This window comes from Nocardia tenerifensis NBRC 101015 (genome assembly GCF_000308715.1).
In the GTDB taxonomy this organism is placed as follows: Bacteria; Actinomycetota; Actinomycetes; order Mycobacteriales; family Mycobacteriaceae; genus Nocardia; species Nocardia tenerifensis.
In genome coordinates, this window is the sequence record NZ_BAGH01000388.1 from 1 (window position 1) to 26,633 (window position 26,633).

A 26,633-nucleotide genomic window follows, 5' to 3' on the forward strand; every position below is an offset into this window, starting at 1 on the left:
GCTCAGAACGCCGCTTCGTCCAGCGTCATGATGTCGTTGTCGATCGCGGCGATGATCGCCGCGTTCGCGGTCAGCTCCGGCAGCACGTTCTTCGCGAAAAAGCTTGCGGCCGCGACCTTTCCGGCATAGAACGGCCGGTCCTTCGCCGACGCCTCGGCGGCGAGCGCCGCAGCCGCGATCTCGGCATGCACCAGCAGACGCCAGCCGATGAGCAGGTCGCCGACCGAGAGCAGGAAGCGCACCGAACCGAGCCCGACCTTGTACAGCTCGGCCGGGTCCTGCTGGCCCGCCATCAGGAAGCCGGTCAACGTGGCCGCCATCGCCTGCACATCGGCCAAGGCCGTGCCCAGCAGCGCGCGTTCGGTCTCGAACCGTCCCGTCTTAGCGTCTAGGAACGCGACGATCTGCCCGGTGACGTGCCCGATCGCCACGCCCTTGTCGCGAATGATCTTGCGGAAGAAGAAGTCCTGCGCCTGGATGGCGGTGGTGCCCTCGTACAGCGAGTCGATCTTCGCGTCGCGGATGTACTGCTCGATCGGGTAGTCCTGCAGATAGCCCGAGCCGCCGAAGGTCTGCAACGACTCGGTCAGGTACTGATAGGCCCGCTCCGAGCCGACGCCCTTGACGATCGGCAGCAGCAGGTCGTCCACCCGGTGCGCCAATTCGGCGTCCGCGCCCGAAACCAGCTCCGCCACATCGGGATTCTGATGCGCCGCGGTGTACAGGTAGACCGCGCGCAGCCCCTCGGCGTAGGCCTTCTGCAGGGCGAGGCTGCGGCGCACGTCCGGGTGGCGGGTGATCGGCACGCGGGGCGCGGCCTTGTCGGTCATCTGGGTCAGGTCCGCGCCCTGGATCCGCTGCTTGGCGTAGTCGAGCGCGTTGAGGTAGCCGGTGGACAGCGTGCCGGAGGACTTGATGCCCACCATCATTCGCGCGTTCTCGATCACCTGGAACATCTGCGCGATGCCGTTGTGCACGTCGCCCACCAGCCAGCCGACCGCGGGGGTGTCGGCGCCGAAGGTGAGTTCACAGGTCGGCGAGGACTTCAGGCCCATCTTGTGCTCGACATTGGTCGCGTAGACGCCGTTGCGGGCGCCGAGCTCCAGCGTCTCGGGGTCGAACAGGAACTTCGGCACGTAGAACAGCGACAGTCCCTTGGTGCCGGGGCCCGCGCCCTCGGGCCGGGCGAGCACCAGGTGGAAGAGGTTCTCGGCGGTGTCGCCGACGTCGCCGCCGGAGATGAAGCGCTTGACGCCCTCGATGTGCCAGGTGCCGTCGGGCTGCTCGATCGCCTTGGTGCGGCCGGCGCCGACGTCGGAGCCCGCGTCCGGCTCGGTGAGCACCATGGTGCCCTGCCAGCCGCGCTCGTAACCCTTTGTGGCCCACAGCTTCTGCTGGTCATTGCCGACGTTGTAGAGCACCGAGGCCATCACCGGCCCCATGTTGAAGAAGTTCGCCGCCGGATTGGCGCAGTTGATCATCTCCTGCACCGCCCACACCACCGCGGCGGGTGCGGGCGTGCCGCCCATGCCCTCGGGCAGGCCGAGCCGGCTCCAGTCCGCCTCGTGCATGGCGGCGATCGTCTTGCGCAACGCGTCGGGCACCGAGATGGAGTAGGTGGCCGGGTCGAAGGCGATCGGATCCCGGTCGGCGGCGGCGAAGGACTCCGCGATCGGCCCCTCGGCCAGTCGCTTCACCTCGGCCAGGATCTCGCGCACGGTATCGGAGTCCAGATCGCCGTAGGCGCCCGTGTCGAGCAACTTGTCCAGCCCCAGCACCTCGAACAGATTGAACTCGATGTCACGCACGTTCGCCTTGTAGTGACCCACGACGGTCCTCCCAGGTTTCGGCGGTTCTGACGATGTACGAACGCAGCCTGCCGTACTGCGGCGACGCTACGCAACCGTAGGCTCGGCGCCGTCACCTCGGCGTTCACCGATGGATAGCCGAAGTGCGGCACGCCACCCGTCGCGGCGCGTCGAGGCCGGGCATACGCCTGGAACAGTAGCGCTCGCCGATTCGTAGCCGAACCGCGGCGTCCGCCAAACCGCTTCGCGCCGTGCGGCTCTCAGCAATCCTGCTGGAACGGCCAGCAGGGTGTCGGATGGTACGGCGACGGCGAGGGGGTCGGGCTCGGCGTGCTGGTCTCCTGCGGCGTCGGATGGGAGGAGTCGCGGGCCAGCGAGGCGGCGACGACGCCGATCACGACGAACATGCCGATGACCGCCAGGGCGACGACGGTCCACCCGGCGTACGCGTGCCGTTTCGTCCCGACGCCCGGGGTCGGCTCGACGCGGGGCTTGGGCGGGCGCGCGATCACGCTCGGCGATTCCTGCGCCACCTGCTCGAAACCGGCGGCGACCAGGTCGGCGCGCGAGGGCGCGAGTTCGGCGAGGCCGAGCGCGGCGCAGTCCCCGATCACCCGGTCCGCGGTCCACTTCCGCGGCCCGGCCGAGAAACCCTCGATGTAGATGCGCAGCTCGGTGGCGTCGGCGACATTGCCGACGACGACATCGAGCCCCGGACGCAGGTTGGTGCGCGACGGCCGGACCACCGCGCCGCGGAACGGGACGAGGACGACCGCGCCGCACACGTGCCCCGGGTCGATCAGCGCCCGCTCCAGCGTGGTCCGCACCGCGGAGATGCCGTGCTCCAGCCGATCCGACGGGCTGCCTGCGGGCTCGTCGAGGTCCGCGTCGGCGTCGCTGATCTTCCACGGGCCGTCGGCGGAGATGCTGAGAATGCCGCTCTGCCTGCGCCGAAAGCCCTTGACCTCGAGCACGGTCAGGCCGCGCGGAGTCCAGACCACCGCGTCGATCCGGCGGTCGCCGACCCGCAGGTCGATCACGGCGAGGGCGGCCGACGGATACGAGCGCAGGCATTCGACGAACTCTTGTTCGGCACCGGAGAGTTGCGCTCCGGGCGTGACCCTCACCAGCATGTCGAGCTCGTCCGCCTCTCCACATCAGGCCGTGCGCGCCGCCGGCGTCGCACGAAATCGATCGTAACCGTGGAATCGCCAGGGTGCGCGGGCAATTCGGGACCGCGATGATCGAGCGGCCATGCGGTCGCGGTCCACGGCCTCGATTCGGCGCGTACTCGCCGGTAGGCTGACGGCTCGCACCCGGCGCCGCCCAGACGCCGGACTCCACTCCGCGACAGGAGCCGACCAGCATGGTTTCAGCGCTGCGACCACGCATTTCCCCCGGACGCCTGCGCGAGCTGGGTCCGCTCAACTGGGTTGTCTGGCAGGTGCTTTCCCGCGCTGCGGGCACCGATGACGCGCATCTGTTCAGCACCCTCGGCCGCACCAAGGGGCTGTTTCGCGGCTGGTTGCACTACTCGGGCAAGCTCATGCCCGGCGGCCGGTTGCCGCGGCACGAGTCGGAGCTGGTCATTCTGCGCGTGGCGCACCTGCGCGACTGTGACTACGAGATGGACCATCACATCCGGCTCGGCAAGCGGGCCGGGGTGACCGCGGAGATCCTCGAGCGGCTGCGCACCGGGCCGGACGCGCCGGGCTGGTCCGCCAAGCACCGCGCGCTGCTCGGCGCCGTCGACCAGCTCGTGCGGACCCGCGACGTGGACGACGAGCGGTGGGCCGCGCTGGCGGAGCACTACGACGAGCGCAGCCTCATCGAGATCGTGCTGCTGGTCAATCAGTACGAGGGCCTCGCCTCGACCATCACCGCCCTGCGCATCCAGCGCGACGGGGTCTGAGCACTCCGAAGTACCAGGCGCTCAGGGCTTCTCGATGAGCTGAGCCAAGCCGTCGAGCACCCGGGCGAGGCCGAATTCGTAGGCGTGGTCGGCGCTGTAGGCGGAGTCGTGCGCCTGCCCGGCGGCCGCGCCGACCCTGGCGCCCACCGGAAATCGCTGGGCGTCGAAGACCTGCGCGAGCAGCGGCGCGGCCCGCTCCCACCATTGGTGATCGGACATCGCGCTGTCCGAGGCCGCCCGCGCGGTGTCGATGGCGATGCGGGCTACCGAGGTGACGAAGCCGAGCAGGTAGGTGAGCGACGCGTCCATCGTGACGTCGTCGAGGCCGAGGTCCTCGAACGCGCGGAGTTCGTGGTCGTACTTGGCGGCCATGCCCGGTCCGAGCGGCGGCCGGGTGGTCGGCAGGTAGGCGACCCACGGATGCCGGGCCAGCATGGCGCGGTTCTCGGCCGCGACGGTGGCGACCCGGTCACGCCAGGGCAGGCCGGAGAGGTCCGCGCGCGGCATCTCGCCGTAGACCTTGTCCACCATGAGGTCGATCAGCTCGGCCTTGCCCGGCACGTAGGTGTAGGTGGCCATCGGGGTCAGGCCGAGCTCGGTGGCGACGGCGCGCATGGTGAGCGCGGCGATGCCGTCGCGGTCGGCGATCTCGATGGCGGCGGCGACCACCGCGTCCACGCTGCTGCGTTGCTTGGGTCCGCGCACCGGACTGCCGGGCACCCGCCACAGCAACTCCAGCGTGCGCACGGGGTCCCCCGCGCCGCTGCGGTCCTGTCTGCCGCGGCGCTTCGCCGAGCCGGCGCGCCCGTCGGACTGCGGAGCCGCCTCGTCGGACCGTCGGCCCGAAACGTCGTCCACCCTGCCTCCTCGCCTGCTCACCACGATGGTATCGGCGTGATTCAGGTCATAGTGCGGTCGCCTCGGAATTCTTCTACAAAGTACAGCGTACTAAGTATAGAGTTATCGTTCGTACCCGAGGAGGACCTTTGCGCATCACCGCTTCCGCCGTCTCCGTCAACGTCGCCGACCCGCAGGCCTCGGCGCGGTTCCTGATCGACCACCTCGGCTTCGCCGAGCAGATGTCGGCCGACGGGTTCGTCTCGCTGGAGCGCCCCGACGCCGGCATGAACGTCATCTACCTGCGCACCGGACTGGCCTCCTTCAAGCCGAAGAGCGCCGCGGGCAGCGCGGGCGAGGGCCTGCTCGTCGTGTTCACGGTGGACGACATCGACACCGAGTACGCGCGCCTGTGCGACGAGGGCGTGCCGATCGTCACGCCGATCGAGACCGAGGAGTGGGGCGAGCGCTACTTCCAGATGCGCGATCCCAACGGGATCATCGTGCAACTCGTGCAATGGGTGTAGCGGCATCGCCTTGATGTCCCGCACACGCGGCCGGTGTGCGGGACATCGACAATCGTTGCGGCTCAGGCGAGCGCCGCGCGGAACACCTCGACCGCGGGAGTGGACGGGCGGCCCAGCAGCTTCTGCAGGTCACCGCTGGTCACGTCGAGGACGCCCTGGGCGATGCCCGAGTCCGCGTCGGCCAGCACGGTCGCGTACTCGGCGGGCAGCCCGGCCTGCTGGAGCGCGGCGGCGTAGTCCGCCTCGGACAGGTTCCGGTAGTCGACCTGCTTGCCCGCGGCCGTCGAAATAGCCTGGGCCAGTTCGGCATACGTGAGTCGCTCGTCGCCGCCGAGCTCGTACACCTGCCCGGCGTGCCCGTCGGTGGTGAGCACCTTGGCGGCGGCCTCGGCGTAGTCGGCGCGCGCCGCGCCCGCCACCCGGCCCTCGCCCGCCGCGCCGTGCAGCACACCGGACTCCACCGCGTGCGCGAGGCCGCCGAGGTAGTTTTCCCAGTACCAGCCGTTGCGCAGCAGCGCGTACGGGACGGTCGAACTCGCCAGCACCGCCTCGGTGCCGATGTGCTCGCGCGCCAGAACGAGCGGGTTGTCGTTCGCGCGCGGGATGCTGGTGTAGGCGAGCAGCTCGACGCCCGCCCGCTCGGCGGCGCGAATCACGTTGGTGTGCTGGGCGACCCGCTCGCCGAATTCGTTGCCGGAGATCAGCAGTACCCGGTCGACACCGTCGAGGGCACGGTCGAGCGAGGCCGGATCGTCGTAGCTCGCCTGGCGGACATCGACTCCGCGCTCGGCCAGGTCGGCGACTTTGCTCGGGTCGCGCACGATCGCGACGATCGGTGACGCGCCCTCGCGCAGCAGGGCCTCGACGACGAGACGGCCCAGCTGGCCGCTGGCTCCGGTGACGGCAACGGTCATGACTTACCTCCAAAGTGTGTACGGTTCGTATGGCACTAACTATTCGTAAGTACTATCTATTCCTACACCACTTCGCCTGCGATGGGTACCATCGATTCCATGAGCACTCAGCGCACATCGTCGCCAGACCTGGACGATCCGACGCTCGAGGCCGACGTCTTCGCGAAGAACTGCACCTCACGCCCGGTTTTGCAGAACGTGGCGAGCCGCTGGGGCACCCTCGCCCTCGTCGCGCTGCGCGACGGCCCGTACCGCTTCAGCGCGCTGCGCAGGCGGGTCGACGGCGTCAGCGAGCGGATGCTGTCGCAGACCCTGCAGGCCCTCGAGCGCGACGGCATGGTCCATCGCGAGGTGCACGAAACCATCCCGCCCCGGGTCGAGTACACCCTCACCGAGCTCGGCGCCGAGGTGGCCGAGCGGCTCGAGTCGCTGATCCAGGTCGTCGAGCGGAACATGCCGCGCGTGCGCGAGGCGCAAGCCGCGTACCACCGGGACTAGGCGCGCCTGGGAAGAGACATCGATCACTGCCGGTTGAATATCGGCATGGAACTCGCCCACGCAGTCGACTTCGCGCGCGACCATCGCAGGTCCGTGCTCACGACCATCCGCCGCAACGGCCGCCCGCAGCTGTCGAACGTGCTGCACGTGATCGGCGACGACGGCCTCATCCGGATCTCCATCACCGCCGACCGGGCCAAGTACCACAACCTCGTGCGGGAGCCGTGGGCGGCGATCCACGTCTCGCGCGACGACTTCATGGCCTACGCCGTGGTCGAGGCCATCGCCTCGGTCACGCCCGTCGCCGAGGATCCGGGCGACGACACCGTGGCCGCGCTCGTCGACTATTACCGCGCCGCCAACGGCGAACACCCCGACTGGGACGACTACCGCCGCGCCATGATCGCCGACCGCCGCGCCCTCGCCGTGCTCACCCCGACGCACGCGTACGGCATGCTCTGATCAGTGCCGCATCAGCTCGGAGACGGTGACGAAGCGGTAGCCCTCGGCCCGCAGGCCGGCGACGATGCGGGGTATCGCGGCCAGCGCGGGCTCGGCCCACCGGTGCATGACGTGTAGCAGGATGATCGATCCGGACCGCGCCTCGCGCACGGCCTGCGCCGCGATGCTGTCGGCGGTCGCGCCCTCCCCCGCGTCGGGCTCGACATCCCAGGTCACCGTGGTGCGATCGTGGTCGGACAGATACTTGGGCAGCGACCAGAGCTTCTTGCCGTAGGGCGGCCGGAACGTGATCGGGCCTCGGTAGCCGGTTTTCGCGATCTCGGCGTCGGTCCGCTCGATCTCGTCGCGCACCGTGTCGCCGGAGGTGAAGACCATGCGGCGATGGTGATAGGTGTGGTTGCCGATCTCGTGCCCGGCCTCGGCGATCGCCCGCCCGTACTCCGGGTGCGCGGCGAGATCACCGCCGACCAGATAGAAGGTCGCCGGAATCTGCTGCTCCGCAAGCATTTTCAGGACCTCCGGCGCCCGCTCGGTCGGCCCGTCGTCCAGGGTCAGCGCCACGACCTTGTCGTCGGTATCGACCCGATTCACCAGCCGCCCCGCCAACTGGAAGCTGCGCGAGTTCATCAGGTAGTACCCACCCACCCCCAGCAGCAGCACCACGACGACCACCAGCGCCCCACCGATCAGCCACCTACGCACCCTCGCTGTCTAGCAAACTCGCGCCGATACCACCAGACGGGAAACGAAAAACGGTGGCGCCCAGACCTTTCGGCTGGACGCCACCGTTCGGCTACGCGGCGCGGATCAGAAGTTGATCATGTGACCGGCGAGGCCGTGGAAGGCCTCCTGCAGCGCCTCGCTGAGCGTGGGGTGGGTGTGCACGTTGCGGGTGAGCTCGTTGATGGTGAGGTCCCACTTCTGGGCCAGGGTGAGCTCGGGCAGCAGCTCGGAGACGTCGGGGCCGATGAGGTGGCCGCCGAGCAGTTCGCCGTACTTGCTGTCGGCGACGAGCTTGACGAAACCGGTGGGGTCGCCGAGGCCGTGCGCCTTGCCGTTGGCGGTGAACGGGAAGGTGGCGACCTTCACGTCGTAGCCCTCGTCGCGGGCCTGCTGCTCGGTCAGGCCGAAGCTTGCGACCTGCGGCTGGCAGAAGGTGGCGCGCGGCATCATCCGGTAGTCGCCGAGGGTGACGGTCTCCGCGCCCGCGATGGTCTCGGCGGCGACCACGCCCTGCGCCTCCGCGACGTGGGCGAGCTGCAGCTTCGCGGTGACGTCGCCGATGGCGTAGATGTGCGGCACGTTGGTGCGCATGTAGTCGTCGATCGCGATGGCGCCGCGGTCGGTGAGCTCCACGCCGGCGGCCTCGAGGCCGTAGCCCTCGACGCGGGGCGCGAAGCCGACGGCCTGCAGCACCTTGTCGACGGTGACGGTCTCCACATTGCCGGACTTGTTGTCCTTGATCGCGACGGTGACCTTCGAGCCGTCGTCGTCGATGGACTGCACGGCGGCACCGGTGGTGATGGTGATGCCGAGCTTCTTGTACTGCTTGGTGATCTCCTTGGAGACGTCGGCGTCCTCGTTCGGCAGGGCGCGGTCGAGGAACTCCACGATGCGCACGTCGACGCCGTAGTTCTTCAGGACGTAGCCGAACTCCATACCGATCGCACCCGCGCCGACGATCAGGATCGAGCCGGGCAGGTCGCGGGTGAGGATCTGCTCCTCGTAGGTGACCACATTCGCGCTGAGCTGGGTGCCGGGCAGCAGCTTGGTGACCGTGCCCGCGGCGATGATCGCGTTGTCGAACGTGATCGTCTCGCTTCCGCCCTTGGAGAGCTCGACCGAGAGCGTGTTCGCGTCGGTGAACGTGCCCTTGCCGTCGAACTCGTCGATCTTGTTCTTCTTCATCAGGAAGTGGACGCCCTTGACCCGGCCGTCCGCCACCTTGCGGCTGCGGTCGAACGCCGCGCCGAAGTCGAAGTTCACCTCACCCGAGATGCCGAAGGTCTTGGCTTCCTTGGTGAAGATGTGCGCCAGCTCGGCGTTGCGCAGCAGGGCCTTGGAAGGGATGCAGCCGACATTCAGGCACACACCGCCCCAGTACTTTTGCTCGACGATCGCGGTACGGAGGCCTAACTGTGCCGCACGGATGGCGGCGACGTAACCGCCAGGACCGGCACCGAGAACGACAACGTCGTAATGGGAAGTCACGACACCGAGCCTAACTCTGCCGCGCCGAGTCGGCGCACCCGTCCCCCACAACAATGCGCCGTGGGCCACACCGCGCCGAGGCCGCTGCGGATCGGGTAGGTACCGATCGGTCTCGACTCGCTACTGTTGGCCTGTGGGAGCACGTCGATCAGCGGGCGAGGATTCGCTGGTCATCCCCGGACCGGCGTCGGCTCGGAACCCCGCCGCGGCGCATGAAGCGATTTCGCCCATCGACGACACGGCGTCCACGAACCTGATCCGGCTCGTCCGCGACACGGCCCGGCGGGCGGGCGTCGGCGCGGATCGCCTCGCCGCGATTCCCGGCGTGGACGACGCGACCCTCGTCGGCGAGCTGAATCGGATTCCGCTCGCCTCGCTGATCGAGCTGTGGACATTGCTCGCGCGGGCCAGGCCGGAGCCGGGCGCCGGGCTCGCGGTCGCCGCCGCCGCGCCGCTCGGCACGCTCACCACCTGGGACTATCTCGTCACGAACGGGCCGACGCTCGCCGCGGCGCTGCGGTCGGCGCAGCCGTATCACCGGTTGGTTACCGCGGCCGCCGAGGGGTTCGACCTCACCCACGACGCGGCGCTGACCGTCGGCTTCCGGACCACCGCGGGCGATCCCGCGGTCGCGGCGGTGGTCAACGAGTACGTGCTCGCCTATTACCTGCGACGCGCCCGCGAGGCCACCGGTCGCCCCGTGATCCCGGACCGCGTCGCCTTCAGCGGGCCCGCGCCCCACAGCCATGCCGTGCTCATCGACGCCTTCGGCACGGACCGCATCGACTTCGACGCGCCCGCCGACACCATCACCTTCGCGGCCGCCGACGCCGACGCCGCGCTGCCCCGCGCCGACCCGATGCTGGCCGAACTGCTGCGCGGCCACGCCGACCTGGTCTTGGCCACCGCACACGTGATCCCCGGTCCGCTGGAGGCGTTTCGTGCCGCGCTGGCCGCGGCCCTCGCCGCCGGCGACGCGTCGCTGACGACGGTCGCCCGCCGCCTGGCCACCAGCCCGCGCACCCTGCAACGACAACTCGCCGAGCACGGCACCGGCTGGCGCGCCGAGCACGACCGGGTCCGCTACGAACGTGCGAAATCCCTTCTCGCCGAAGGCGATTTGACCACCTCCACCGTCGCTGCCCGGCTGGGATTCACCGACGATCGCGCCCTGCGCAAGGCCTTCCGACGCTGGAGCGGCACATCACCGTCCCAGGTCAGAGCACCGGCCTGAGTCGTTGTCACCGACGGACCGCCGGGCCGAGTTCGCCACGAAAGCGTGTCGTGTTCGGACCGCATGGTGGCGCTTCCGGACCTGGGAGCGAAAGTTCCAGGCTCATAGCGTTCTCGGTACCGGATCGAACAGGTTCGCGACGTACCGAAGAAGAGGCAGTGCAGTGAGTACACAACCCAGCCAGGCACCGAAAGCCGTTGTGCCGCAGTTCTCCCGGGAGATCCAACTGGCCGCCCGCCCGACCGGCGTGCCGACCGCCGAGCACTTCGCACTGGTCGAGCGGCCGATCGCGGAACTGGCCGACGGACAGGTCCTGGTGCGCAACACCTGGATGTCGGTGGATCCGTACATGCGGGGCCGGATGGACGATCGCCCGTCCTACATCGAGCCGTTCCAGGTGGGCGAGGCGCTGGAGGGTTCGGCGGTCGGCGAGGTGGTGGCCTCGCGGTCGGCGGCCATCGCGGTGGGCGCCACGGTGTCGCACTTCGCGGGCTGGCGGGAGTACTCGGTGCTCGACGCGGCCGCGGTCACCCCGATCGACACCTCGCTCGCCGCACCGCGGCATTACCTCGGCGCGCTCGGCACGACCGGCCTCACCGCGTACGCCACGCTGACCGAGGTGGCGCGGGTGAATCCCGGTGACACCGTGTTCATCTCGGCCGCGGCGGGCGCGGTGGGCAGCGTCGCCGGGCAGATCGCCAAGGCGCTCGGGGCGGCCAGGGTGATCGGGTCCGCGGGTGGTCCCGCCAAGACCCGGATGGTGCTCGACGAGTTCGGCTTCGACGCCGCCCTCGACTACCGCGCGGGCGATCTGGCCGGGCAACTGGCCGCGGCCGCGCCCGAGGGCATCGACGTCTACCTCGACAGCGTCGGCGGCGAGCACCTGCGGGTCGCCGTGGACGCCATGCGGCCGAAGGGGCGGGTCGCGCTGGTCGGCGCGATCAGCGGCTACAACGGCGGCGACCCCGAGCCCGGCCCGGACCTGTTCAAAGCCGCGATACGCGAGATTTCGCTGCGCGGCATGCTGGTGACCAGCTACTTCCCGATCTTCGACGAGTACATCGCGAAGGCGTCGGCCTGGCTGGCCGACGGGACCATCCGCACCGCGGAGACGGTGTACGAGGGGCTCGAGCAGGCGCCGGCCGCCTTCCTCGGCGTGCTCTCCGGCGCGAACACCGGCAAGATGCTGGTCCGTCTCGTTTAAGGTCGCACGACCGAATCCATCGCGCCCACAGCAATTTCCGAAACCGCGTACCTGTCGTACCCCCGCGCGATACTCGAGCGATGGTGACGGCTGATGACGTGCGGCAAGTGGCGATGAGCCTGCCGCGGACGACCGAGGCGGTGGTCCGGGACCGGGTGAAGTATCGGATAGGGCGGATCGTCTACGTCGCGCTGTCGGCGGATGAGACGCGCATGGGGTTCGCGTTCCCCAAGGCCGAGCGGGTGGCGCTGGTCGAGGCCGAGCCGGAAAAATTCATGATGCCTCGGCCCTCGGACGAGCGATACAACTGGGTGCGGGTGCGGCTGGCCGCCATCGACGAGGCGGAGCTGACCGAACTCGTCGTGGAGGCGTGGCGGATGTGTGTGCCCAAGCGCGTGGCCGCGGCGCACCTGGGTTAGTCGCGCCAGACCTGCGCGGCGACCCGGGAGAAGTTCCCGCCGAACACCGCGGCCCGCTCCGCCGCGTCGAAACCGCGCCGCGCCAGCACCTCGTCCAGGCCGGGCACCCCGCTCGTGCCGAGCAGGTCCTCGGGCGGAACCCATTGCAGCGGGCCCCATTTGGTGTACGACTCGGGGAAGAGCTCGGGATGGTCGATGAGCATGTCGTTGAAGTCGTCGGCGTCGAACGAGTAGTCCGACCCGATCCCGATGTGCTCGAGGCCGACCAGCTCGACGCCGTACTCGACGTGGTCGGCCATCGCCTCCACCCGCGCGGCGGCGTCGCCGACTCCGTTGTGGCCCAGAAAGATACCCACGCCGTTGAGTCCGATCACCCCGCCGGTGGCGGCGCAGGCCTTGGCCTGTTCGTCGGTGATGTTGCGCGGATGCTCCCACAGCGCGGCGAAATTGGAGTGGCTGTAGATCATCGGCGCCTGACTGTGCGTGGCCAGGTCGAGACCGGTCCGCCGGGAACAATGCGACCCGTCGACGAACATGCCGACCTCGTTGAGCGTGCGGACGAGGTCGCGGCCGAAGGCGGTGAGCCCGGTGTCCTCGGCGTCGAGGCAGCCGCTGCCCGCCTTGTTGGCGCTGTTGTAGGTGGGCAGCATCGAGCGAACGCCCAGCTCGTAGAACAGCGCGACGTTGTCCAGGTCGCCGCCGAGCGGGCCCGAGTCCTCCAGATCGAAGGCGAGCGCGATGGTCTCGGGATCGCCGATGTCGGAGTGGCTGTGCACCAGACGGAATCGCCCGTCGGCGAGCGCGTCCGCGCGGTACTGCCGGACCAGCTTCAGCGAATCCTCGGTCGAGTGCGGCGAATACCCCACGTTCACCGACAGATACGAGCCGAGGGGGTAGCGCGCGAGGTCCGCGATCCGCGCCGAGGGCACCAGCGGCAGGCAGCAGTGTTGCTCCCAGAGGAACGGTGGCAAGAAAACCTCCTGATCGGATCGGCCTCGAACCCGCGATCCTACTGAGCGGGCGGTCGTACCGTCCGCCGCCGCACGGACGGGTGGCTCCGCCGCCCGCGAATTCCCGGCGAACGGCGACCCCGGCGTTCCGATCCGCGCCCCTCCGCAACAATATGGGGATGAGCGGCGTTGAGCAGAACGTGACGGACCCTTACCTCTGGCTCGAAGAAGTGACCGACGAGCGGGCCCTCGACTGGGCGCGCGCACACAACAGCGTCGTCGTGGAGCGATTCGCCTCCGCCGACCGCTTCGGCGAGCTCGAACGCCGCATCCTGGACATGCTCGACACCGACACCAAGATCGCCTACCCCGCGCGGCGCGGCAGCTGGCTCTACAACTTCTGGCGCGACGCCGAGCATCCACGCGGGGTGTGGCGGCGCACCACGTTCGCCGAGTACGCCAAGGAGTCGCCGGACTGGGACGTGCTGATCGACCTGGACGCGCTGGCCACCGCCGAGGAGGAGAACTGGGTGTGGGGCGGGGCGGCGGTGCTGCGCCCCGAGCAGTCGCGCGCGCTCGTCAGCCTGTCGCGCGGCGGCGCGGACGCCAAGGTGGTACGCGAGTTCGACATGGCGACAAGGGAATTCATCGCCCCGGCGGACGGCGGTTTCTACCTGCCCGAGGCGAAGTCGGAGCTGCGCTGGATCGACCTCGACACGGTGTACGTCGGCACCGACTTCGGGCCCGGCTCGCTGACCGACTCCGGCTACCCGCGCATCGCCAAGCGCTGGCGGCGCGGCACCGAGCTGGCCGACGCGGTCACCGTCTTCGAGGGCGAGGCCGGTGACGTCGCGGTCTCCGCGGGCTACGACCGCACCCCCGGCTACGAACGCCACTACGTCGGCCGCGCCACCGACTTCTTCAACGAGGAGGTCTACCTGCTCGAGGACGACGGCGCGCTGCGGCGTTTGGAGCTCCCCACCGACGCGAGCGAGTCCTGGTACAAGGACTGGCTGCTGGTCCGGCTGAAGTCGCCGTGGGAGGTCGGCGGCAACGACTACCCCGCCGGCGCGCTGCTCGCCATCGATTTCGATGAGTTCCTCTCGGGCGCACGGAATTTCGAGGTGATCTTCACCCCCGACGCCCACACCTCGCTGCACGGATACGGCTGGACCGAGAATCATCTGTTGCTCATCACCCTCGAGGACGTGCAGACCAAGCTCTACGTGGTGACGCCGGAGCAGGGTGGCTGGCGCAGGAAGTCGCTGGCCGACACCCCGCCGATGGCGACGACCAGCGTGCTGAACCTCGACCCGCTCGAGGGCGGTGACGAATTCATGCTCAGCACAAGCGGTTTCACCACGCCCGCGACGCTGCTGGCCAGCTCGGTCGGCGGCGGCACCGAGCAGCTCAAGCAGGAGCCGGGCTTCTTCGACGCCGACGGCATCGAGACCGAGCAGTTCTTCGCGACCTCCGACGACGGAACCCAGGTGCCCTACTTCGTGATTCGCCATCGCGACCGCAAGGGCACGCCCGGCCCGACGGTGATGTCCGGCTACGGCGGTTTCGAGGTCTCGCGCACGCCCGCCTACAGCGGCGCGTCCGGGATGGGCTGGCTCGAACGCGGCGGCACCTGGGTGATGACCAATATCCGCGGCGGCGGCGAGTACGGCCCGCAGTGGCACACCTCGGTGCAGAAGGCCAACCGCCACAAGGTGTACGAGGACTTCTCCTCGATCGCGAAAGACCTTGTCGCACGGGGCATCACCACCGCCGACCAGCTCGGCGCGGTGGGCGGGAGCAACGGCGGGCTGCTCATGGGCGTAATGCTGACCCGCTACCCGGAGCTCTTCGGCGCCATCGTCTGCCAGGTGCCGCTGCTGGACATGAAGCGCTACCACCTGCTGCTCGCCGGCGCCTCGTGGATCGCCGAGTACGGCGACCCGGACAAGCCCGAGGAGTGGCGCTACATCAGCGAGTACTCGCCGTACCAGAACGCGCGGGCGGACGTGGCCTACCCGCCGATCCTGCTCACCACCTCCACCCGCGACGACCGCGTGCACCCGGGGCACGCCCGCAAGATGGCCGCGCTGCTGGAGGAGCAGGGCCACGAGTTCTGGTACCACGAGAACATCGAGGGCGGCCACGGCGGCGCGGCGGACAACAAGCAGTCGGCGTTCCAGGCGGCGCTGATCTACGAGTTCTTCACCCAGATGCTGATCGAGCGGCGCGGATAGCCCTCGCCGTGCGGGCCGGGGCCTACGGTGTAGCGGACGTCTACGCCGTAGACCCGGGTCGGGGAGGAGAGCTGTCGTGCAGTCCGAGAACGTCGTCGAGGTGGTTCGCGCGCGCCGCCCGGGCCCCATATCGACGACGCGCACCACGCTGAACCGCGACCATATCGCCGCGGTCGCCCTGGCCCTCATCGATCGCACGGGTGTCGACGGATTCTCCATGCGCAAACTCGGCGCCGCGCTCGGCGCCGATCCGATGGCCGCCTACCGGCACTTCGCCGATCAGCGGGAGCTGTTCGACGGCGTCGCCGAGGCGATGTTCGCCGAGCTGGACATGGAGTCGCTGCCGTGGCAGGAGCCGTGGCCCGAGTTGATGCGCGCCTACGCCCACCGGCTGCGCTCCACGCTGCGCAGGCACCCGAACGCGGTGCCGGTCTTCGCGACTCGCCCGGTGCGCAGCGAACTGGCGATCGAGACCGGCGGCTGGATGGTGGAACATCTTCAGGGCGCGGGATTCTCCGCGCGGGTCGCCCAGCAGCTGACGCGCTGCGTGCGCGAGTACGCGCTCGGCCACATCCTCGGCCACGCCATCGCCGCGGTCGCCGCCCAGCGCGCCGAGGAGCCGGAATCAGCCACGGACGCAGAGCATTTCGAGGTCGGCCTCGACGCCATGCTCGACGGCTTCAGCCGACATCTCGACCTCGGCCGCCGACACACCTAACGATCGCGCAGCCACTTCTCGATCTGATCGATGGTGGTGGCGTTCTCGCGGATCCAGCCGTTGTGCCCCAACGGTTCCGGTTGGTGCCAGGTGGTCACGTCGGCGTTGGGCAGCTTGGTGAGCAGGTGCTCGGCCGAGCCGGGCGGCGTGAGGTCGTCGCCGGTCATGGTGATCGACAGCACCGGCAGCTTCAGCCGGGCGATCCGCTCCTCGTAGTCCATGTCCGCGCCGACCGGCTGGAACCGGCCGGTCCTGGCCAGCCGCGCCCAGTCCGAGATCAGCACCTTGGACTGACGGCCGAACCCGCCCGCGGGAATCCGGTCGCCCGGCCAGAAGCCGGCCAGGCCAGCGGTCAGCGCGGCGGCCGCGGTGCCGACGAGGATCCCGGGGCTCGAAAGCCCCGGGTAGCCACGGTAATACGGCGTGCCGGAGGCGACCAGGATCAGCCCGCCGAGCCTGCCGCGAATGCGCGCGGCGTACATCACGGCGAACTGGCCGCCCATGCTGTGCCCGAGCAGGTACGGCGTGCTGGCGGGGAACCGGCCGCGCACGACCTCGAAGATCGCCGGGAAGTCGACCGACACCAACTCGTGGTAGCCGTAACTGCTGGCGGCGCTCGGCTTCGGCGTGCTGTCGCCGTTGCCGCGCAGCTCGGCGATCGCCAGGTCGAATCCGCGCGCCGCCAGTTTCGCGGCGAACAGCTCGTAGTACCCGGCGGGCACGCCGAGGCCCGGCACGATCACCACCACCGGACGCGGCGCGTCCGGGGTGGCCGGGTGCCGATGCGCGCCACCGGCCGGGATCAGCCGCACCGGAACCGTAGTGCCGTCCGGCATTTGGATCGGAACCGTCTCCATCCCGCGCACGCTACCGGTCCCCGGCTCCCGCACCCCGGCCGATCTCCGGTTACGCGCCGACGGCTCCCATGATCACCCTGCTCAGCACCCGGATGACGTCGTCGAGCGGCGGACGCGGATCCGAACCGCTCCAGGAGTCCACGACGTAGTTGACCGCGCCGATGATCGCGAGCACCCGCATCTCGTAGTCGCCGGTCGGGATCTCCCCCTGCAGGGCCGCGTCCTCCGCGGCGCCCGCCAGCAGCGACCCCCACACCCGGCGCAGTTCGAGCCGGAACTTCTCGACCTTCGGGCCGGCGCCGACCACCTCGACTAGGGCGACGCGCGCCTTGCGCGGATCCGAGCCGATGGACTCGACATAGGCGCGCACGGACGCGTCGATGATCTCGAGCGCACTCGCGTCGGCCTTGCTCTCCAACGACTTCGCGACCGCGTCGCGCGACTCGCGATCTATCTGCTCATAGAGCTCTAGTAGTAGGGACTCGCGGCCGGTGAACTCCTCGTAGAACTGTCGTGAGGAGAGTCCGGCGTCCTTACAGATGGCGCCGACCGAACTATTGGCGTAACCGTCGCGCGCGAAGACCGTCAGGCCCGATTCCAGAAAACGCGCACGCCGCTGACGTTGCCGGTCCTCGACGGGTTGCCCGGCATACATTCGACCCGTATTCGCATCCTGTGACATTGCGCCAGACAATACAGAAGCCCAGGAAGCGCTCGACATGGATCTGGGCGTTGGTATCAACCCGCAACTGATCAGGCGTTAGCCGAAAGTTGGCAGGCTAGTTGCCATCTCACCGCCTTCGTATCGATCGCTATGCGTACTAATGGAATGATCGCGTTCTCATGCTCGCTCGATCGTGAAGCAGAACAGGACGATCCCGGACGAAGTCGGGCAAATCTATTGTCACTGACTGTTTGCCGAAACGGACGTTACCGACGGGCCTCGATGCGTGCCCGCGATTTTGACGGGAATTCGTAGAATAATTGCGCACCGAACCGGTCCGCTCGTTATGCCTGATTCGTCCTGTCCCCCAGGGGACTTCGCGCGCCGGCGGGCGGTGGCGAATAGGTCGTCGAATAGCGCGCGGCGCGGCGGGCCCGCCGCAGACGGCGGAGCACGAACGCCGCGGCGATTAGGGTGAGCCGCATGCTGATTGCGTTGCTCTATGGGCTCGGCACCGCCGTACCCCTGGTCGTCGGTGCCGCGATCGGCCTGCGCTGGACATTGCCGCGCCCGTTGCTCGCCTCGCTGATGGCGTTCGGCGCGGGCACCATGATCGCCGCCGTGTCCAACGAGCTGTTCGAGCCCGCGTTCCACCAGGCGGGCGCGTTCATCGCCGCGCTCGCGCTCTTCGCCGGGGCGGGGCTGTACGTGGTCGCCAACCACCTGATCGAGACGCGGTTGGGCGCGGGCGCGATCGGCTGGGCACTGCTGCTCGGCGCCGTGCTGGACGGCATCCCGGAGAACACCGCGCTCGGTGTGACCCTCTCCGGCGGCAGCGGCGGACTGGCGCTGCTGGTCGCCGTCGCCGTCGGCAATGTGCCGGAGGCGATCAGCGGCGCCGCGCTGATGCGCGACAAACACGGCGTGCGGCGGCTGGGACCGCTCTGGCTCTGGACCGCGACGGGTTCCACGCTCGTCGTGGTGACCGTGCTCGGATACGCGTTGTCGGACAACCTTTCCCAGACGCACATCAGCACGGTGCAGGCGTTCGCGGGCGGGGCGACCATCGCGGTGCTCGCCGACTCGCTGATGCCCGAGGCCTACAAGGAGGGCGGCTGGTGGGTCGGCATGGCCACCGCTGCGGGCTTTCTCGTGGCGTTCCTGCTGGGCTGACGCGCCCGGGCGATTGATCTCGCCTATTTCCTCGGTGCGGCAGGGGTTTCGGGCCGCACGGAGTCGAACAGGTCCGCGCAGCGGGTCAGCAGTTCCTGAAGCGTGGCGCGTTCGTCGGCGGTGAAGCCGGCCGCCACCGCCCGCTCCACCCGGACCGCGCGTGCGTCGGCGTCCTTCATGACGGCCACGCCCGCCTCGGTGAGCCGGGTCTCCAGGATGTTCTTGTGCCAGGCGTGCGGGGTGCGCTCGATGAGGCCGCGGTCCTGCAGGTTGGTCAGCACCGTGTTCATCGTCGGCGGCGTCACGCCGCACAGGCGGGCCAGGGCGGCGGCGGAGATGCCGGGATTCTCCCCCAGGAAGAGCAGGGCGGCGTACTGCGGAACGGTGACGCCCGCGGGCTTCAACGCGGCGTGCTTGGCCGTCTGCAGCGCTTGCTCGGCGCGCTTCACGTACGAGCCGAGACGCTCGGAGGAGTGCAGGGACGTCATTACCGCATGGTATCTGCCCGTCCGAACATAAGACCCTTGACTGATATTAGAACTCTAATCTATCTTCGTATTCACCTTCAGATGTGAATACATCTGAAAGATAGACTTGATGAGAGGCATGACCATGTCCCACGCAACGCGTCGCCGCATGGCGGTCATCGCCGCCGCGGTGGCCTGCACCGCTGCCGCCGCCTGCGGCAGCACCGACGACACCGCACAGCCGGCTCCCGCCGCGCAGTCCGTCCGGATCGCCACCGCCTACGAACTCCCCGGCGACCGCGCCTACCCCGAGGGCATCGCCGCCGACCCGCGGTCCGGCGACGTCTATGTCGGCTCGTACTCCACCGGCGCCGTTTACCGCGCCACACCGGGCACGAAACGCGCCGAGGTCTTCCTGCCCGAGAGCGCCGACGGGCGCAAGACCGCCAACGGGCTGAAGGTCGATCAGGCCGGGCGACTGTGGGTCACCGACTCGACCGCCGGGGTCACCGTGTACGACACCGCGACCCGCGCCGCGCTGGCCCGTTTCGACGTGCCGGGCGCGGGCGCCCGCTTCGTCAACGATCTGGCCATCACCCCGGACGGCACCGCGTACCTGACCGACTCCGTGCGCGGCGTCGTCTACCGCGTCACCACCGGGCAACTGGCCGAGGCCGCGGCGCACGGCGGAAAGGCCGAGCTGACAACACAATTCGACCTGAACGCGGTCCTCGCGCCGCACGCCGCCGACGGCTTCACCCTCAACGGCATCGTGGCCGACGCGAGCGGGCGATACCTGCTGGTCGTCGACATGGGCGCAGGCGAGCTGTTCCGCATCTCCCTGGCCCCGAACGCCGCCGACGCCGTCCGCAAGGTCGAGCTGCGCGGCGGCAACCTGGTGCACGGCGACGGCCTGGACCTGCGCGACAACACCCTCTGGGTCGTCCAGAACACCGACAACGCCCTCGCCCGCTGGACCGTCACCGACGACGGCGCGGGCGCGACCCTGGACAAGCGCGTCACCGACGAAGCCCTGGGACTGCCGACCACGTCGGCGCACAGCGGCGACCAAAACCTGGTCGTCTCTTCACAATTCGACAAGGGCGGCCCGATGGGTCCCGGCACGCCGAAGCCGTTCACCATCGTCGCCGTCGAGGGCATCTGAAGCGAACCAGCGGACACGGCTTGAATGTAGGTTAGCCTAACCTGTATAGTCGTTCGCGAAGCACGCGGAAGGGACTCCGCAGACGCCGAAAGCCGGTCCACCCGAGGGTGGACCGGCTTTCGGTTTCTAAAGGCGTTGCCGGGTGGCCGGACTCAGAAGTCCATGCCGCCCATGCCACCGGTCGGGTCGCCGGCGGGAGCGGCAGCCTTCTCCGGCTTATCGGCGACGACGGCCTCGGTGGTGAGGAACAGGGCCGCGATCGACGCCGCGTTCTGCAGCGCGGAGCGGGTGACCTTCACCGGGTCGGCGACACCGGCGGCCAGCAGGTCCTCGTACGCGCCGGAATCGGCGTTGAGGCCGTGGCCGGCAGGCAGGTTGGAGACCTTCTCGGCGACAACGCCCGGCTCGAGGCCGGCGTTGAAGGCGATCTGCTTCAGCGGAGCCGACAGCGCGACGCGCACGATGTTCGCGCCGGTTGCCTCGTCACCGTCGAGCTTCAGATCCTCGAGCGCGGGCGCCGACTGCAGCAGGGCCACGCCACCACCGGCGACGATGCCCTCCTCGACGGCGGCCTTGGCGTTGCGCACGGCATCCTCGATGCGGTGCTTGCGCTCCTTGAGCTCGACCTCGGTCGCCGCGCCGGCCTTGATGACCGCGACGCCGCCGGCCAGCTTGGCCAGCCGCTCCTGCAGCTTCTCCCGGTCGTAGTCCGAGTCCGAGTTCTCGATCTCGGCACGGATCTGCTGCACGCGGCCCTTGATGGCCTCCGCGTCGCCCGCGCCCTCGACGATCGTGGTCTCGTCCTTGGTGATGACGACCTTGCGCGCCTGGCCGAGCAGCTCGAGGCCCGCGGTCTCCAGGGACAGGCCGACCTCTTCGCTGATGACCTCGCCACCGGTGAGGATGGCGATATCGGCGAGCTGAGCCTTGCGACGGTCACCGAAGCCGGGCGCCTTGACGGCGACGGACTTGAAGGTGCCGCGAATCTTGTTGACCACCAGGGTGGACAGGGCCTCGCCCTCGACGTCCTCGGCGATGATCAGCAGCGGCTTGCCGGCCTGGATGACCTTCTCCAGCAGCGGCAGCAGGTCCTTGACGGTCGAGATCTTCGAGCCGACCAGCAGGATGTACGGATCCTCGAGGACCGCTTCCTGACGCTCCGGGTCGGTGACGAAGTAACCCGAGATGTAGCCCTTGTCGAAGCGCATGCCCTCGGTGAGCTCCAGCTGGAGGCCGAAGGTGTTGCTCTCCTCGACGGTGATGACGCCTTCCTTGCCGACCTTGTCCATGGCCTCGGCGATGAGCTCACCGATGGACGAGTCGCCCGCGGAGATACCGGCGGTAGCAGCGATCTGCTCCTTGGTGTCGATCTCCTTGGCGGTGTCGAGCAGCTTGGCGGTGACGGCCTCGACGGCCTTCTCGATGCCGCGCTTCAGGCCCAGCGGGTTCGCGCCGGCCGCGACGTTGCGCAGACCCTCACGCACGAGCGCCTGGGCGAGCACGGTGGCGGTGGTGGTGCCGTCGCCCGCGACGTCGTCGGTCTTCTTGGCGACTTCCTTGACCAGCTCGGCGCCGATCTTCTCGTACGGGTCCTCCAGCTCGATCTCCTTGGCGATGGACACACCATCGTTGGTGATCGTGGGGGCGCCCCACTTCTTCTCCAGGACAACGTTGCGACCCTTCGGGCCCAGCGTCACCTTGACCGCGTCGGCAAGGGCGTTCAGGCCCCGCTCGAGGCCGCGGCGAGCCTCTTCGTCGTACGCAATTGTCTTGGCCATGGCGTTGTTGAGATCCTCCATGTATATGGCTGACACACAGGACGACCACAGGTTGGATCGCCCCATTACGCTGGCCAGGTTCGGTGCCCGCGACGGACGACCGAGGGTGTCGATGGAACCCGGTCTCACCGTCCCGACCTGGCACTCACCGGTAGAGAGTGCCAATGCCATTTTTAGCACTCCGGGGTGCCGAGTGCAAGATCCGCGACCCGCTCTTTCCGGTCGAGGCCCAGGCGCGGCGCGGGCCTACGCCCGGTCGTCGACGCGCAGCACGAGGGCCACGAACGCGTCGGTCCGGCGCTCCTCCGGGGACCTCGGCTCGCCGCCCTCCACGGTGACCAGCTCGGCGTCGTGCAGCAGCAACTCCGCTTCGACCCGCATGATCGCCCGGATGAACGGGGGCGCCACCTCGGGCGGAAGGTCGCCGTTGACGACGTAGCCGCCGTCGGGCTGCGACTCCGTGGAGACATAAGAAAGCGCACGCAGAAGATCGGCGCGTCGTTCCCCCGCGATTAGGTCGGAATCCGTTTCATCCGCCATTGCTATAGCTTAGCGGGCCGCGATCGAGGGTAGGTTCCGGAGGGGAAACATGATCATTCCGGCTCCTCGGCGAAGGGGGACGGCAGTGCGCGAACTGCCCTTCGACTCGCTCTATCGGCACGATTTCGCCCGGGTGGCGGTGGCCGTGCCCCGGCTACGCGTGGCCGATCCCGCGTACAACGCCGAGCAGACGCTGCTGCTGGCCAGGCAGGCGGCGGCCGACGCGGTGGTGCTGACCGTCTTCCCCGAGCTGGGACTGTCCGGCTACACCGCCGACGACCTGTTCCATCAGGACGCGCTGGACGACGCCGTGCAGGCCGCGCTGGCCCGGGTGGTCGCCGAGAGCGCCGACATCGACACGGTGCTGGTGGTGGGCGCGCCGGTGCGCAGCCAGGGGCGATTGTTCAACTGCGCCGTCGCGGTGTGCCGGGGCGTCGTGCTCGGCGCGGTGCCGAAGAGTTACCTGCCCAACTATCGGGAGTTCTACGAGAAGCGCCAGTTCGCGGCGGCCCGCGAGAACCTGCGAACGCACGTCACGATCGCCGGACAGCGGGTGCCGTTCGGCGCCGATCTGCTGTTCACGGCCAGCAATCTCGAGGGTTTCGTGTGCCACCTGGAGATCTGCGAGGACGGATGGGTTCCGTTGCCGCCCAGCGGTTTCGCCGCGCTGGCCGGGGCGACCGTGCTGGTCAACCTGTCGGCGAGCAATATCGTCATCGGCAAGGCGGACTACCGCAGGGCGCTGTGCACCTCGCACTCGGCGCGCTACCTGGCCGCCTACCTGTATTCGGCTGCGGGACACGGGGAGTCGACGACGGATCTGGCATGGGACGGGCAGGCGCTGGTGTGCGAGAACGGCGACCTGCTCGCCGAGGGCGAGCGCTTCGCCGACCATCCCCAGCTGGTCACCGCCGACCTGGATCTGCGCCGCCTCGCCGCGGATCGGTTGCGCACCACCAGCTTCGCCGACAATGTGCACGACCATCGGGAGCGCCTGGCCGGGCTGCGCCACATCGAGGTGGAGCTGCCGATCCCCGCGGGCCCGGTCGAGCTGCGGCGCGAAATAGCGCGCTTCCCTTACGTTCCCGCCGACCCGGCGGTGCGCAACGATCGCTGCGCCGAGGTGCAGCACATCCAGGTCGAGGGCCTGAGCACCCGGCTGCGCGCCACCGGCCTGCAACGCGTGGTCATCGGCGTCTCCGGCGGCCTCGACTCGACGCTCGCGCTGATCGTGGCCGCCAAGACGATGGACCGGCTCGGGCTGCCGCGGGCGAATGTGCTGGCCTACACCATGCCCGGCTTCGCGACCAGCGGGCGGACCCGCACCGACGCGCATCGGCTGATGGACGCGCTCGGCGTGACCGCGCGGGAGATCGACATCCGTCCGTCGGCCACGCAGATGCTGCGCGACCTGAACCACCCGGCCGCCGACGGCGCGGCGCAGTACGACGTCACCTACGAGAACGTGCAGGCCGGCGAGCGCACCTCGCACCTGTTCCGGCTGGCGAACCAGCACGGCGCGCTCGTGGTCGGCACCGGCGATCTGAGCGAACTCGCCCTGGGCTGGTGCACTTTCGGCGTCGGCGACCACATGGCGCACTACAGCGTGAACGCGTCGGTGCCCAAGACGCTGATCAAGTATCTGATCGCCTGGTCGGTCGAGACCGCGCAGTTCGGGCAGGCGGCCGACGAGGTGCTCGCGTCCATCCTGCGGACGGAGATCTCGCCGGAGTTGGTGCCCGACACCGGTTCCGGCACCGAGGCCGCCGCGCCGAGCCAGAGTTCGGAGGCCACCGTCGGGCCCTACGAACTCCAGGACTTCCACCTCTACTACCTGCTCCGCTTCGGCTACCGCCCGAGTCGCGTCGCCTACCTGGCCCGGCACGCGTGGTCGGATCGGGAACGGGGGCCCTGGCCCGACCTGATCCCCGCCGACCAGCGCAACGCCTACGATCTGCCCACCATCAAACGGTGGCTCGCGGAGTTCCTGCGCCGGTTCGTGCAGACCAGCCAGTTCAAGCGTTCCACGCTGCCCAACGCGCCGAAGGTCGGGTCGGGCGGCTCGCTGTCGCCGCGCGGCGACTGGCGCGCGCCGAGCGACGCCTCGGTCGCGGCCTGGCTCGACGAACTGGACCGCAACGTCCCGGAGGCTTGACGCCGCGGCCCCGGCGTGGGCGCGCGGCCTATGGTTGCGTGGTGAGTGAAGCACCCGGCTGGCATGCCATCGACGCCGCGCTGCGGCCGTTGTACGGCGATATCGAACCTTTCCATTGGGCCACCGATCACCGCTGGTCGCTCGGCGGGCCCGACCCGCTCGACGGGATCAGCGCGTACTCACGCACCGAGCCGGTACCGCACTGGCACTACATCAGTTACGGCATGACCGAGCTGTACGAGAAGGAGTGGGACAACCCCGACGAGTCCGGCTGGGGCTTCGAGTTCACCTTCCGGCTGGTTCGCAGGCCCACCGACACCGAGCCGCCGGTGTGGCCCGCGAACTTCCTGCAGAATCTCGCGCGCTATGTCTTCCAGTCCGGCAAGTGGTTCGAGCCGGGGCACACCATCAAGGCGAACGGCCCGATCGCCGCAGATCAGCCGGGTTCGGGCATCCACGCCGTCGGATTCGCGCTCGATCCGGAGCTCGGCAGCATCGAGACCCCGCACGGCAGAATGCGTTTCCTGCAGATCGTCGGGTTGACCATGCCCGAGTACCGGGCCGCGCAGGGCGGAAAGACGTTGGCACTGTTGGAAGAACTGGCGCCGCACCTGCCGCTGTACGTCACCGACATCGATCGCGCGCCGCTGGTCGCCGAGCCGAAACCCCAAGCGCAGTGGCCTCGTTGGGGCGGCGGACTGCGCGGACGCGCCTAGGTCCTATGCGGCGCGCGGCAGGCCGAGCGGGCGCGGCTCGACCTGCCATGGTCGCCGGTGCGTCATCGCACCGCGCGAACGGAGGGCCCGGCGCCGGCGCGCCCCCGCGGTCCTGACGGCGCGAACACCCATGCGCGCCCGGCGGATTCGCCGTCGAACGGCCGCCGCGCGGGCGATCACGCCCACCCTCGCCTCACGCCTTGCCCTCCATGTACGCCGAGAGCAGTTCGACGATGTGGGCCTCGGTCTTGGCCTTGTCCATGCCGAGCCCGGTGAGCAGACCATCGCCGTTCTCCTGTTCGAGCAGGGCGAGCAGGATGTGTTCGGTGCCGATGTAGTTGTGGCCCAGGCGAAGCGCCTCCCGGAAGGTCAGCTCGAGGGCCTTCTTGGCGTCCGCGTCGAACGGAATGAGCGCGGGGATGTCCTCGGACGGGGCGGGCAGCGCGGCCGTCGCGGCGTCGCGGACGGACTCCAGGGTGAGACCGCTGACGAGGAGCTCCTTCGCACCGATGCCGCTCGGCTCGGCCAGCAGGCCGAGCACCAGGTGCGCGGTGCCGATCTCCCGGCTCTTCGAGTTGCGCGCGGCCTCCTGCGCCGCGACGACGACCGAGCGGGCGCGGTCGGTGAATCGGGCGAAGCCCGCGCTGAAATCCGTCTGGGCGGCCGGGCCCACCTCGCCGGGGCCCTTCGGCACGAAGCGCTTCTGCGCGGCCTGTTTGGTGACGCCCATGCTCGCGCCGATATCGGTCCACGAGGCGCCGGCGCGGCGGGCTTGGTCAACGAAGTGGCCGATCAGGTGATCGGCCAGTTCGCCGAGGTGATTGCCGGTGACCACGGCGTCGGACAGTTGGTCGAGCACGTTGTCGGGGCGGGCTTTCTTGATGCCTTCGATCAGGTCGTCGAGGCGGTAAGGAATCGTCATACGTCAACGATAGGTTGACGATGCCGAGTCGTCAACCTCAAGTTGACGAAGGCCGGTTCATTACCGGACTCCGATACCGAAGCGACGGTGCAAGCGCTGAAAGCTGTTCGGTAGCAGTAGGTTTTCAGTGACGAGCCGTCCACTCCCGCGCCGCGCACGATCCGTTCTTCGACCACGCCCCGTTCGACCGGTCAGCACGATCCGCGCGGGCGCGTCGTCGGCGCGCAGCAGCTGGACCACCGCGTCGTGCCGGCCGAGGCTGAGA

26 protein-coding genes and 1 pseudogene are annotated in these 26,633 nt (G+C 69.2%); 13 read left to right on the forward strand and 14 right to left on the reverse strand.

The annotated features are described in order from the left end of the window. Positions 1 to 2: 2 nt before the first annotated feature. Positions 3 to 1,829, reverse strand: a complete 1,827-nt coding sequence (locus tag ON39_RS30770) for an acyl-CoA dehydrogenase (RefSeq protein ID WP_040739532.1) — start codon at positions 1,827 to 1,829, stop codon at positions 3 to 5. A 239-nt stretch (positions 1,830 to 2,068) separates the two neighbouring features. Next, positions 2,069 to 2,941 carry a nuclease-related domain-containing protein gene (locus ON39_RS30775; protein ID WP_040739533.1) on the reverse strand — a complete coding sequence of 291 codons (873 nt, stop codon included), beginning with the start codon at positions 2,939 to 2,941 and terminating at the stop codon, positions 2,069 to 2,071. A 245-nt stretch (positions 2,942 to 3,186) separates the two neighbouring features. Here ON39_RS30775 and ON39_RS30780 point away from each other — a divergent pair, with 245 nt between their 5' ends. After that, positions 3,187 to 3,720, forward strand: coding sequence for a carboxymuconolactone decarboxylase family protein (locus tag ON39_RS30780; RefSeq protein WP_083894798.1), 534 nt, complete (start codon positions 3,187 to 3,189; stop codon positions 3,718 to 3,720). A gap of 21 nt (positions 3,721 to 3,741) precedes the next feature. Here ON39_RS30780 and ON39_RS30785 read toward each other — a convergent pair whose 3' ends face one another. Then, on the reverse strand, positions 3,742 to 4,467 hold the full coding sequence (locus ON39_RS30785; RefSeq protein WP_040739551.1) for a TetR/AcrR family transcriptional regulator: 726 nt from the start codon (positions 4,465 to 4,467) through the stop codon (positions 3,742 to 3,744). A gap of 239 nt (positions 4,468 to 4,706) precedes the next feature. Here ON39_RS30785 and ON39_RS30790 point away from each other — a divergent pair, with 239 nt between their 5' ends. After that, complete coding sequence (locus ON39_RS30790; protein ID WP_040739535.1) at positions 4,707 to 5,084, forward strand: VOC family protein; 378 nt, start codon at positions 4,707 to 4,709, stop codon at positions 5,082 to 5,084. Positions 5,085 to 5,146: 62 nt separating this feature from the next. Here ON39_RS30790 and ON39_RS30795 read toward each other — a convergent pair whose 3' ends face one another. Next, entirely contained in the window at positions 5,147 to 5,998 is an 852-nt protein-coding gene (locus ON39_RS30795) for an SDR family oxidoreductase (protein ID WP_040739536.1), read from the reverse strand. 99 nt (positions 5,999 to 6,097) lie between these two features. On the opposite strand from ON39_RS30795, the gene ON39_RS30800 reads away from it, so the two are divergent. After that, on the forward strand, positions 6,098 to 6,496 hold the full coding sequence (locus ON39_RS30800) for a winged helix-turn-helix transcriptional regulator (RefSeq protein ID WP_040739552.1): 399 nt from the start codon (positions 6,098 to 6,100) through the stop codon (positions 6,494 to 6,496). A gap of 45 nt (positions 6,497 to 6,541) precedes the next feature. Continuing rightward, positions 6,542 to 6,958, forward strand: a complete 417-nt coding sequence (locus ON39_RS30805; RefSeq protein WP_040739537.1) for a PPOX class F420-dependent oxidoreductase — start codon at positions 6,542 to 6,544, stop codon at positions 6,956 to 6,958. On the opposite strand, the gene ON39_RS30810 is transcribed toward ON39_RS30805, so the two are convergent. Continuing rightward, a complete protein-coding gene (locus ON39_RS30810; RefSeq protein WP_040739538.1) occupies positions 6,959 to 7,660 on the reverse strand; it encodes a polysaccharide deacetylase family protein in 702 nt (233 codons plus the stop codon). It lies immediately after the preceding gene. A 105-nt stretch (positions 7,661 to 7,765) separates the two neighbouring features. Continuing rightward, complete coding sequence (gene lpdA, locus ON39_RS30815) at positions 7,766 to 9,169, reverse strand: dihydrolipoyl dehydrogenase (protein WP_040739539.1); 1,404 nt, start codon at positions 9,167 to 9,169, stop codon at positions 7,766 to 7,768. A 133-nt stretch (positions 9,170 to 9,302) separates the two neighbouring features. Here lpdA and ON39_RS30820 point away from each other — a divergent pair, with 133 nt between their 5' ends. From ON39_RS30820 to ON39_RS30830, 3 genes are all read left to right on the forward strand, one after another. Beyond that, positions 9,303 to 10,403 carry a helix-turn-helix domain-containing protein gene (locus ON39_RS30820; protein ID WP_040739540.1) on the forward strand — a complete coding sequence of 367 codons (1,101 nt, stop codon included), beginning with the start codon at positions 9,303 to 9,305 and terminating at the stop codon, positions 10,401 to 10,403. A 163-nt stretch (positions 10,404 to 10,566) separates the two neighbouring features. Continuing rightward, positions 10,567 to 11,607 carry an NADP-dependent oxidoreductase gene (locus tag ON39_RS30825; protein ID WP_051187358.1) on the forward strand — a complete coding sequence of 347 codons (1,041 nt, stop codon included), beginning with the start codon at positions 10,567 to 10,569 and terminating at the stop codon, positions 11,605 to 11,607. 80 nt (positions 11,608 to 11,687) lie between these two features. Next, entirely contained in the window at positions 11,688 to 12,026 is a 339-nt protein-coding gene (locus ON39_RS30830) for an MmcQ/YjbR family DNA-binding protein (protein WP_040739542.1), read from the forward strand. On the opposite strand, the gene ON39_RS30835 is transcribed toward ON39_RS30830, so the two are convergent. Beyond that, on the reverse strand, positions 12,023 to 12,997 hold the full coding sequence (locus ON39_RS30835; RefSeq protein WP_040739543.1) for a dipeptidase: 975 nt from the start codon (positions 12,995 to 12,997) through the stop codon (positions 12,023 to 12,025). The two genes, ON39_RS30830 and ON39_RS30835, sit on opposite strands and share 4 nt — an antisense overlap. Before the next feature lie 158 nt (positions 12,998 to 13,155). Here ON39_RS30835 and ON39_RS30840 point away from each other — a divergent pair, with 158 nt between their 5' ends. After that, complete coding sequence (locus ON39_RS30840; protein ID WP_083894797.1) at positions 13,156 to 15,213, forward strand: prolyl oligopeptidase family serine peptidase; 2,058 nt, start codon at positions 13,156 to 13,158, stop codon at positions 15,211 to 15,213. A 76-nt stretch (positions 15,214 to 15,289) separates the two neighbouring features. Then, positions 15,290 to 15,931, forward strand: coding sequence for a TetR/AcrR family transcriptional regulator C-terminal domain-containing protein (locus ON39_RS46250; RefSeq protein WP_051187359.1), 642 nt, complete (start codon positions 15,290 to 15,292; stop codon positions 15,929 to 15,931). Here ON39_RS46250 and ON39_RS30850 read toward each other — a convergent pair. Next, positions 15,928 to 16,788: an alpha/beta hydrolase family protein gene (locus ON39_RS30850; RefSeq protein ID WP_040739544.1), complete on the reverse strand. Its 861-nt coding sequence runs from the start codon at positions 16,786 to 16,788 to the stop codon at positions 15,928 to 15,930. The genes ON39_RS46250 and ON39_RS30850 overlap by 4 nt on opposite strands. Positions 16,789 to 16,837: 49 nt before the next feature. Continuing rightward, positions 16,838 to 17,470 (reverse strand): TetR/AcrR family transcriptional regulator, encoded by a 633-nt coding sequence (locus tag ON39_RS30855; protein WP_246002876.1) that lies wholly within the window; start codon positions 17,468 to 17,470, stop codon positions 16,838 to 16,840. A 465-nt stretch (positions 17,471 to 17,935) separates the two neighbouring features. Between ON39_RS30855 and ON39_RS30860 the strand changes: the two genes are divergently transcribed. Beyond that, positions 17,936 to 18,625, forward strand: a complete 690-nt coding sequence (locus ON39_RS30860) for a ZIP family metal transporter (RefSeq protein WP_040739546.1) — start codon at positions 17,936 to 17,938, stop codon at positions 18,623 to 18,625. A 23-nt stretch (positions 18,626 to 18,648) separates the two neighbouring features. On the opposite strand, the gene ON39_RS30865 is transcribed toward ON39_RS30860, so the two are convergent. Further along, on the reverse strand, positions 18,649 to 19,113 hold the full coding sequence (locus tag ON39_RS30865) for a MarR family winged helix-turn-helix transcriptional regulator (protein WP_174412584.1): 465 nt from the start codon (positions 19,111 to 19,113) through the stop codon (positions 18,649 to 18,651). Positions 19,114 to 19,231: 118 nt separating this feature from the next. On the opposite strand from ON39_RS30865, the gene ON39_RS30870 reads away from it, so the two are divergent. Continuing rightward, complete coding sequence (locus ON39_RS30870; RefSeq protein WP_246002877.1) at positions 19,232 to 20,257, forward strand: SMP-30/gluconolactonase/LRE family protein; 1,026 nt, start codon at positions 19,232 to 19,234, stop codon at positions 20,255 to 20,257. Positions 20,258 to 20,409: 152 nt separating this feature from the next. Here the strand turns inward: ON39_RS30870 and groL are convergent, their stop codons facing one another. Both groL and ON39_RS30880 read right to left on the reverse strand, forming a co-directional pair. After that, complete coding sequence (groL, locus tag ON39_RS30875) at positions 20,410 to 22,035, reverse strand: chaperonin GroEL (protein WP_040739556.1); 1,626 nt, start codon at positions 22,033 to 22,035, stop codon at positions 20,410 to 20,412. Positions 22,036 to 22,281: 246 nt separating this feature from the next. Continuing rightward, positions 22,282 to 22,575: a hypothetical protein gene (locus ON39_RS30880; protein WP_040739548.1), complete on the reverse strand. Its 294-nt coding sequence runs from the start codon at positions 22,573 to 22,575 to the stop codon at positions 22,282 to 22,284. Positions 22,576 to 22,660: 85 nt separating this feature from the next. On the opposite strand from ON39_RS30880, the gene ON39_RS30885 reads away from it, so the two are divergent. Together ON39_RS30885 and ON39_RS30890 are read left to right on the forward strand one after the other, a co-directional pair. Beyond that, positions 22,661 to 24,730, forward strand: coding sequence for an NAD(+) synthase (locus ON39_RS30885; protein WP_373283755.1), 2,070 nt, complete (start codon positions 22,661 to 22,663; stop codon positions 24,728 to 24,730). A gap of 41 nt (positions 24,731 to 24,771) precedes the next feature. Continuing rightward, positions 24,772 to 25,446 carry a suppressor of fused domain protein gene (locus ON39_RS30890; RefSeq protein ID WP_040739549.1) on the forward strand — a complete coding sequence of 225 codons (675 nt, stop codon included), beginning with the start codon at positions 24,772 to 24,774 and terminating at the stop codon, positions 25,444 to 25,446. Positions 25,447 to 25,639: 193 nt separating this feature from the next. Here the strand turns inward: ON39_RS30890 and ON39_RS30895 are convergent, their stop codons facing one another. Both ON39_RS30895 and ON39_RS50180 read right to left on the reverse strand, forming a co-directional pair. Then, the gene (locus tag ON39_RS30895; RefSeq protein ID WP_040739550.1) at positions 25,640 to 26,368 is read right to left on the reverse strand and encodes a Clp protease N-terminal domain-containing protein; all 729 of its coding nucleotides are present in this window, start codon (positions 26,366 to 26,368) and stop codon (positions 25,640 to 25,642) included. Between the two features lie 60 nt (positions 26,369 to 26,428). Continuing rightward, positions 26,429 to 26,633 (reverse strand): annotated as a pseudogene (locus ON39_RS50180) (hypothetical protein); the annotation flags it as partial.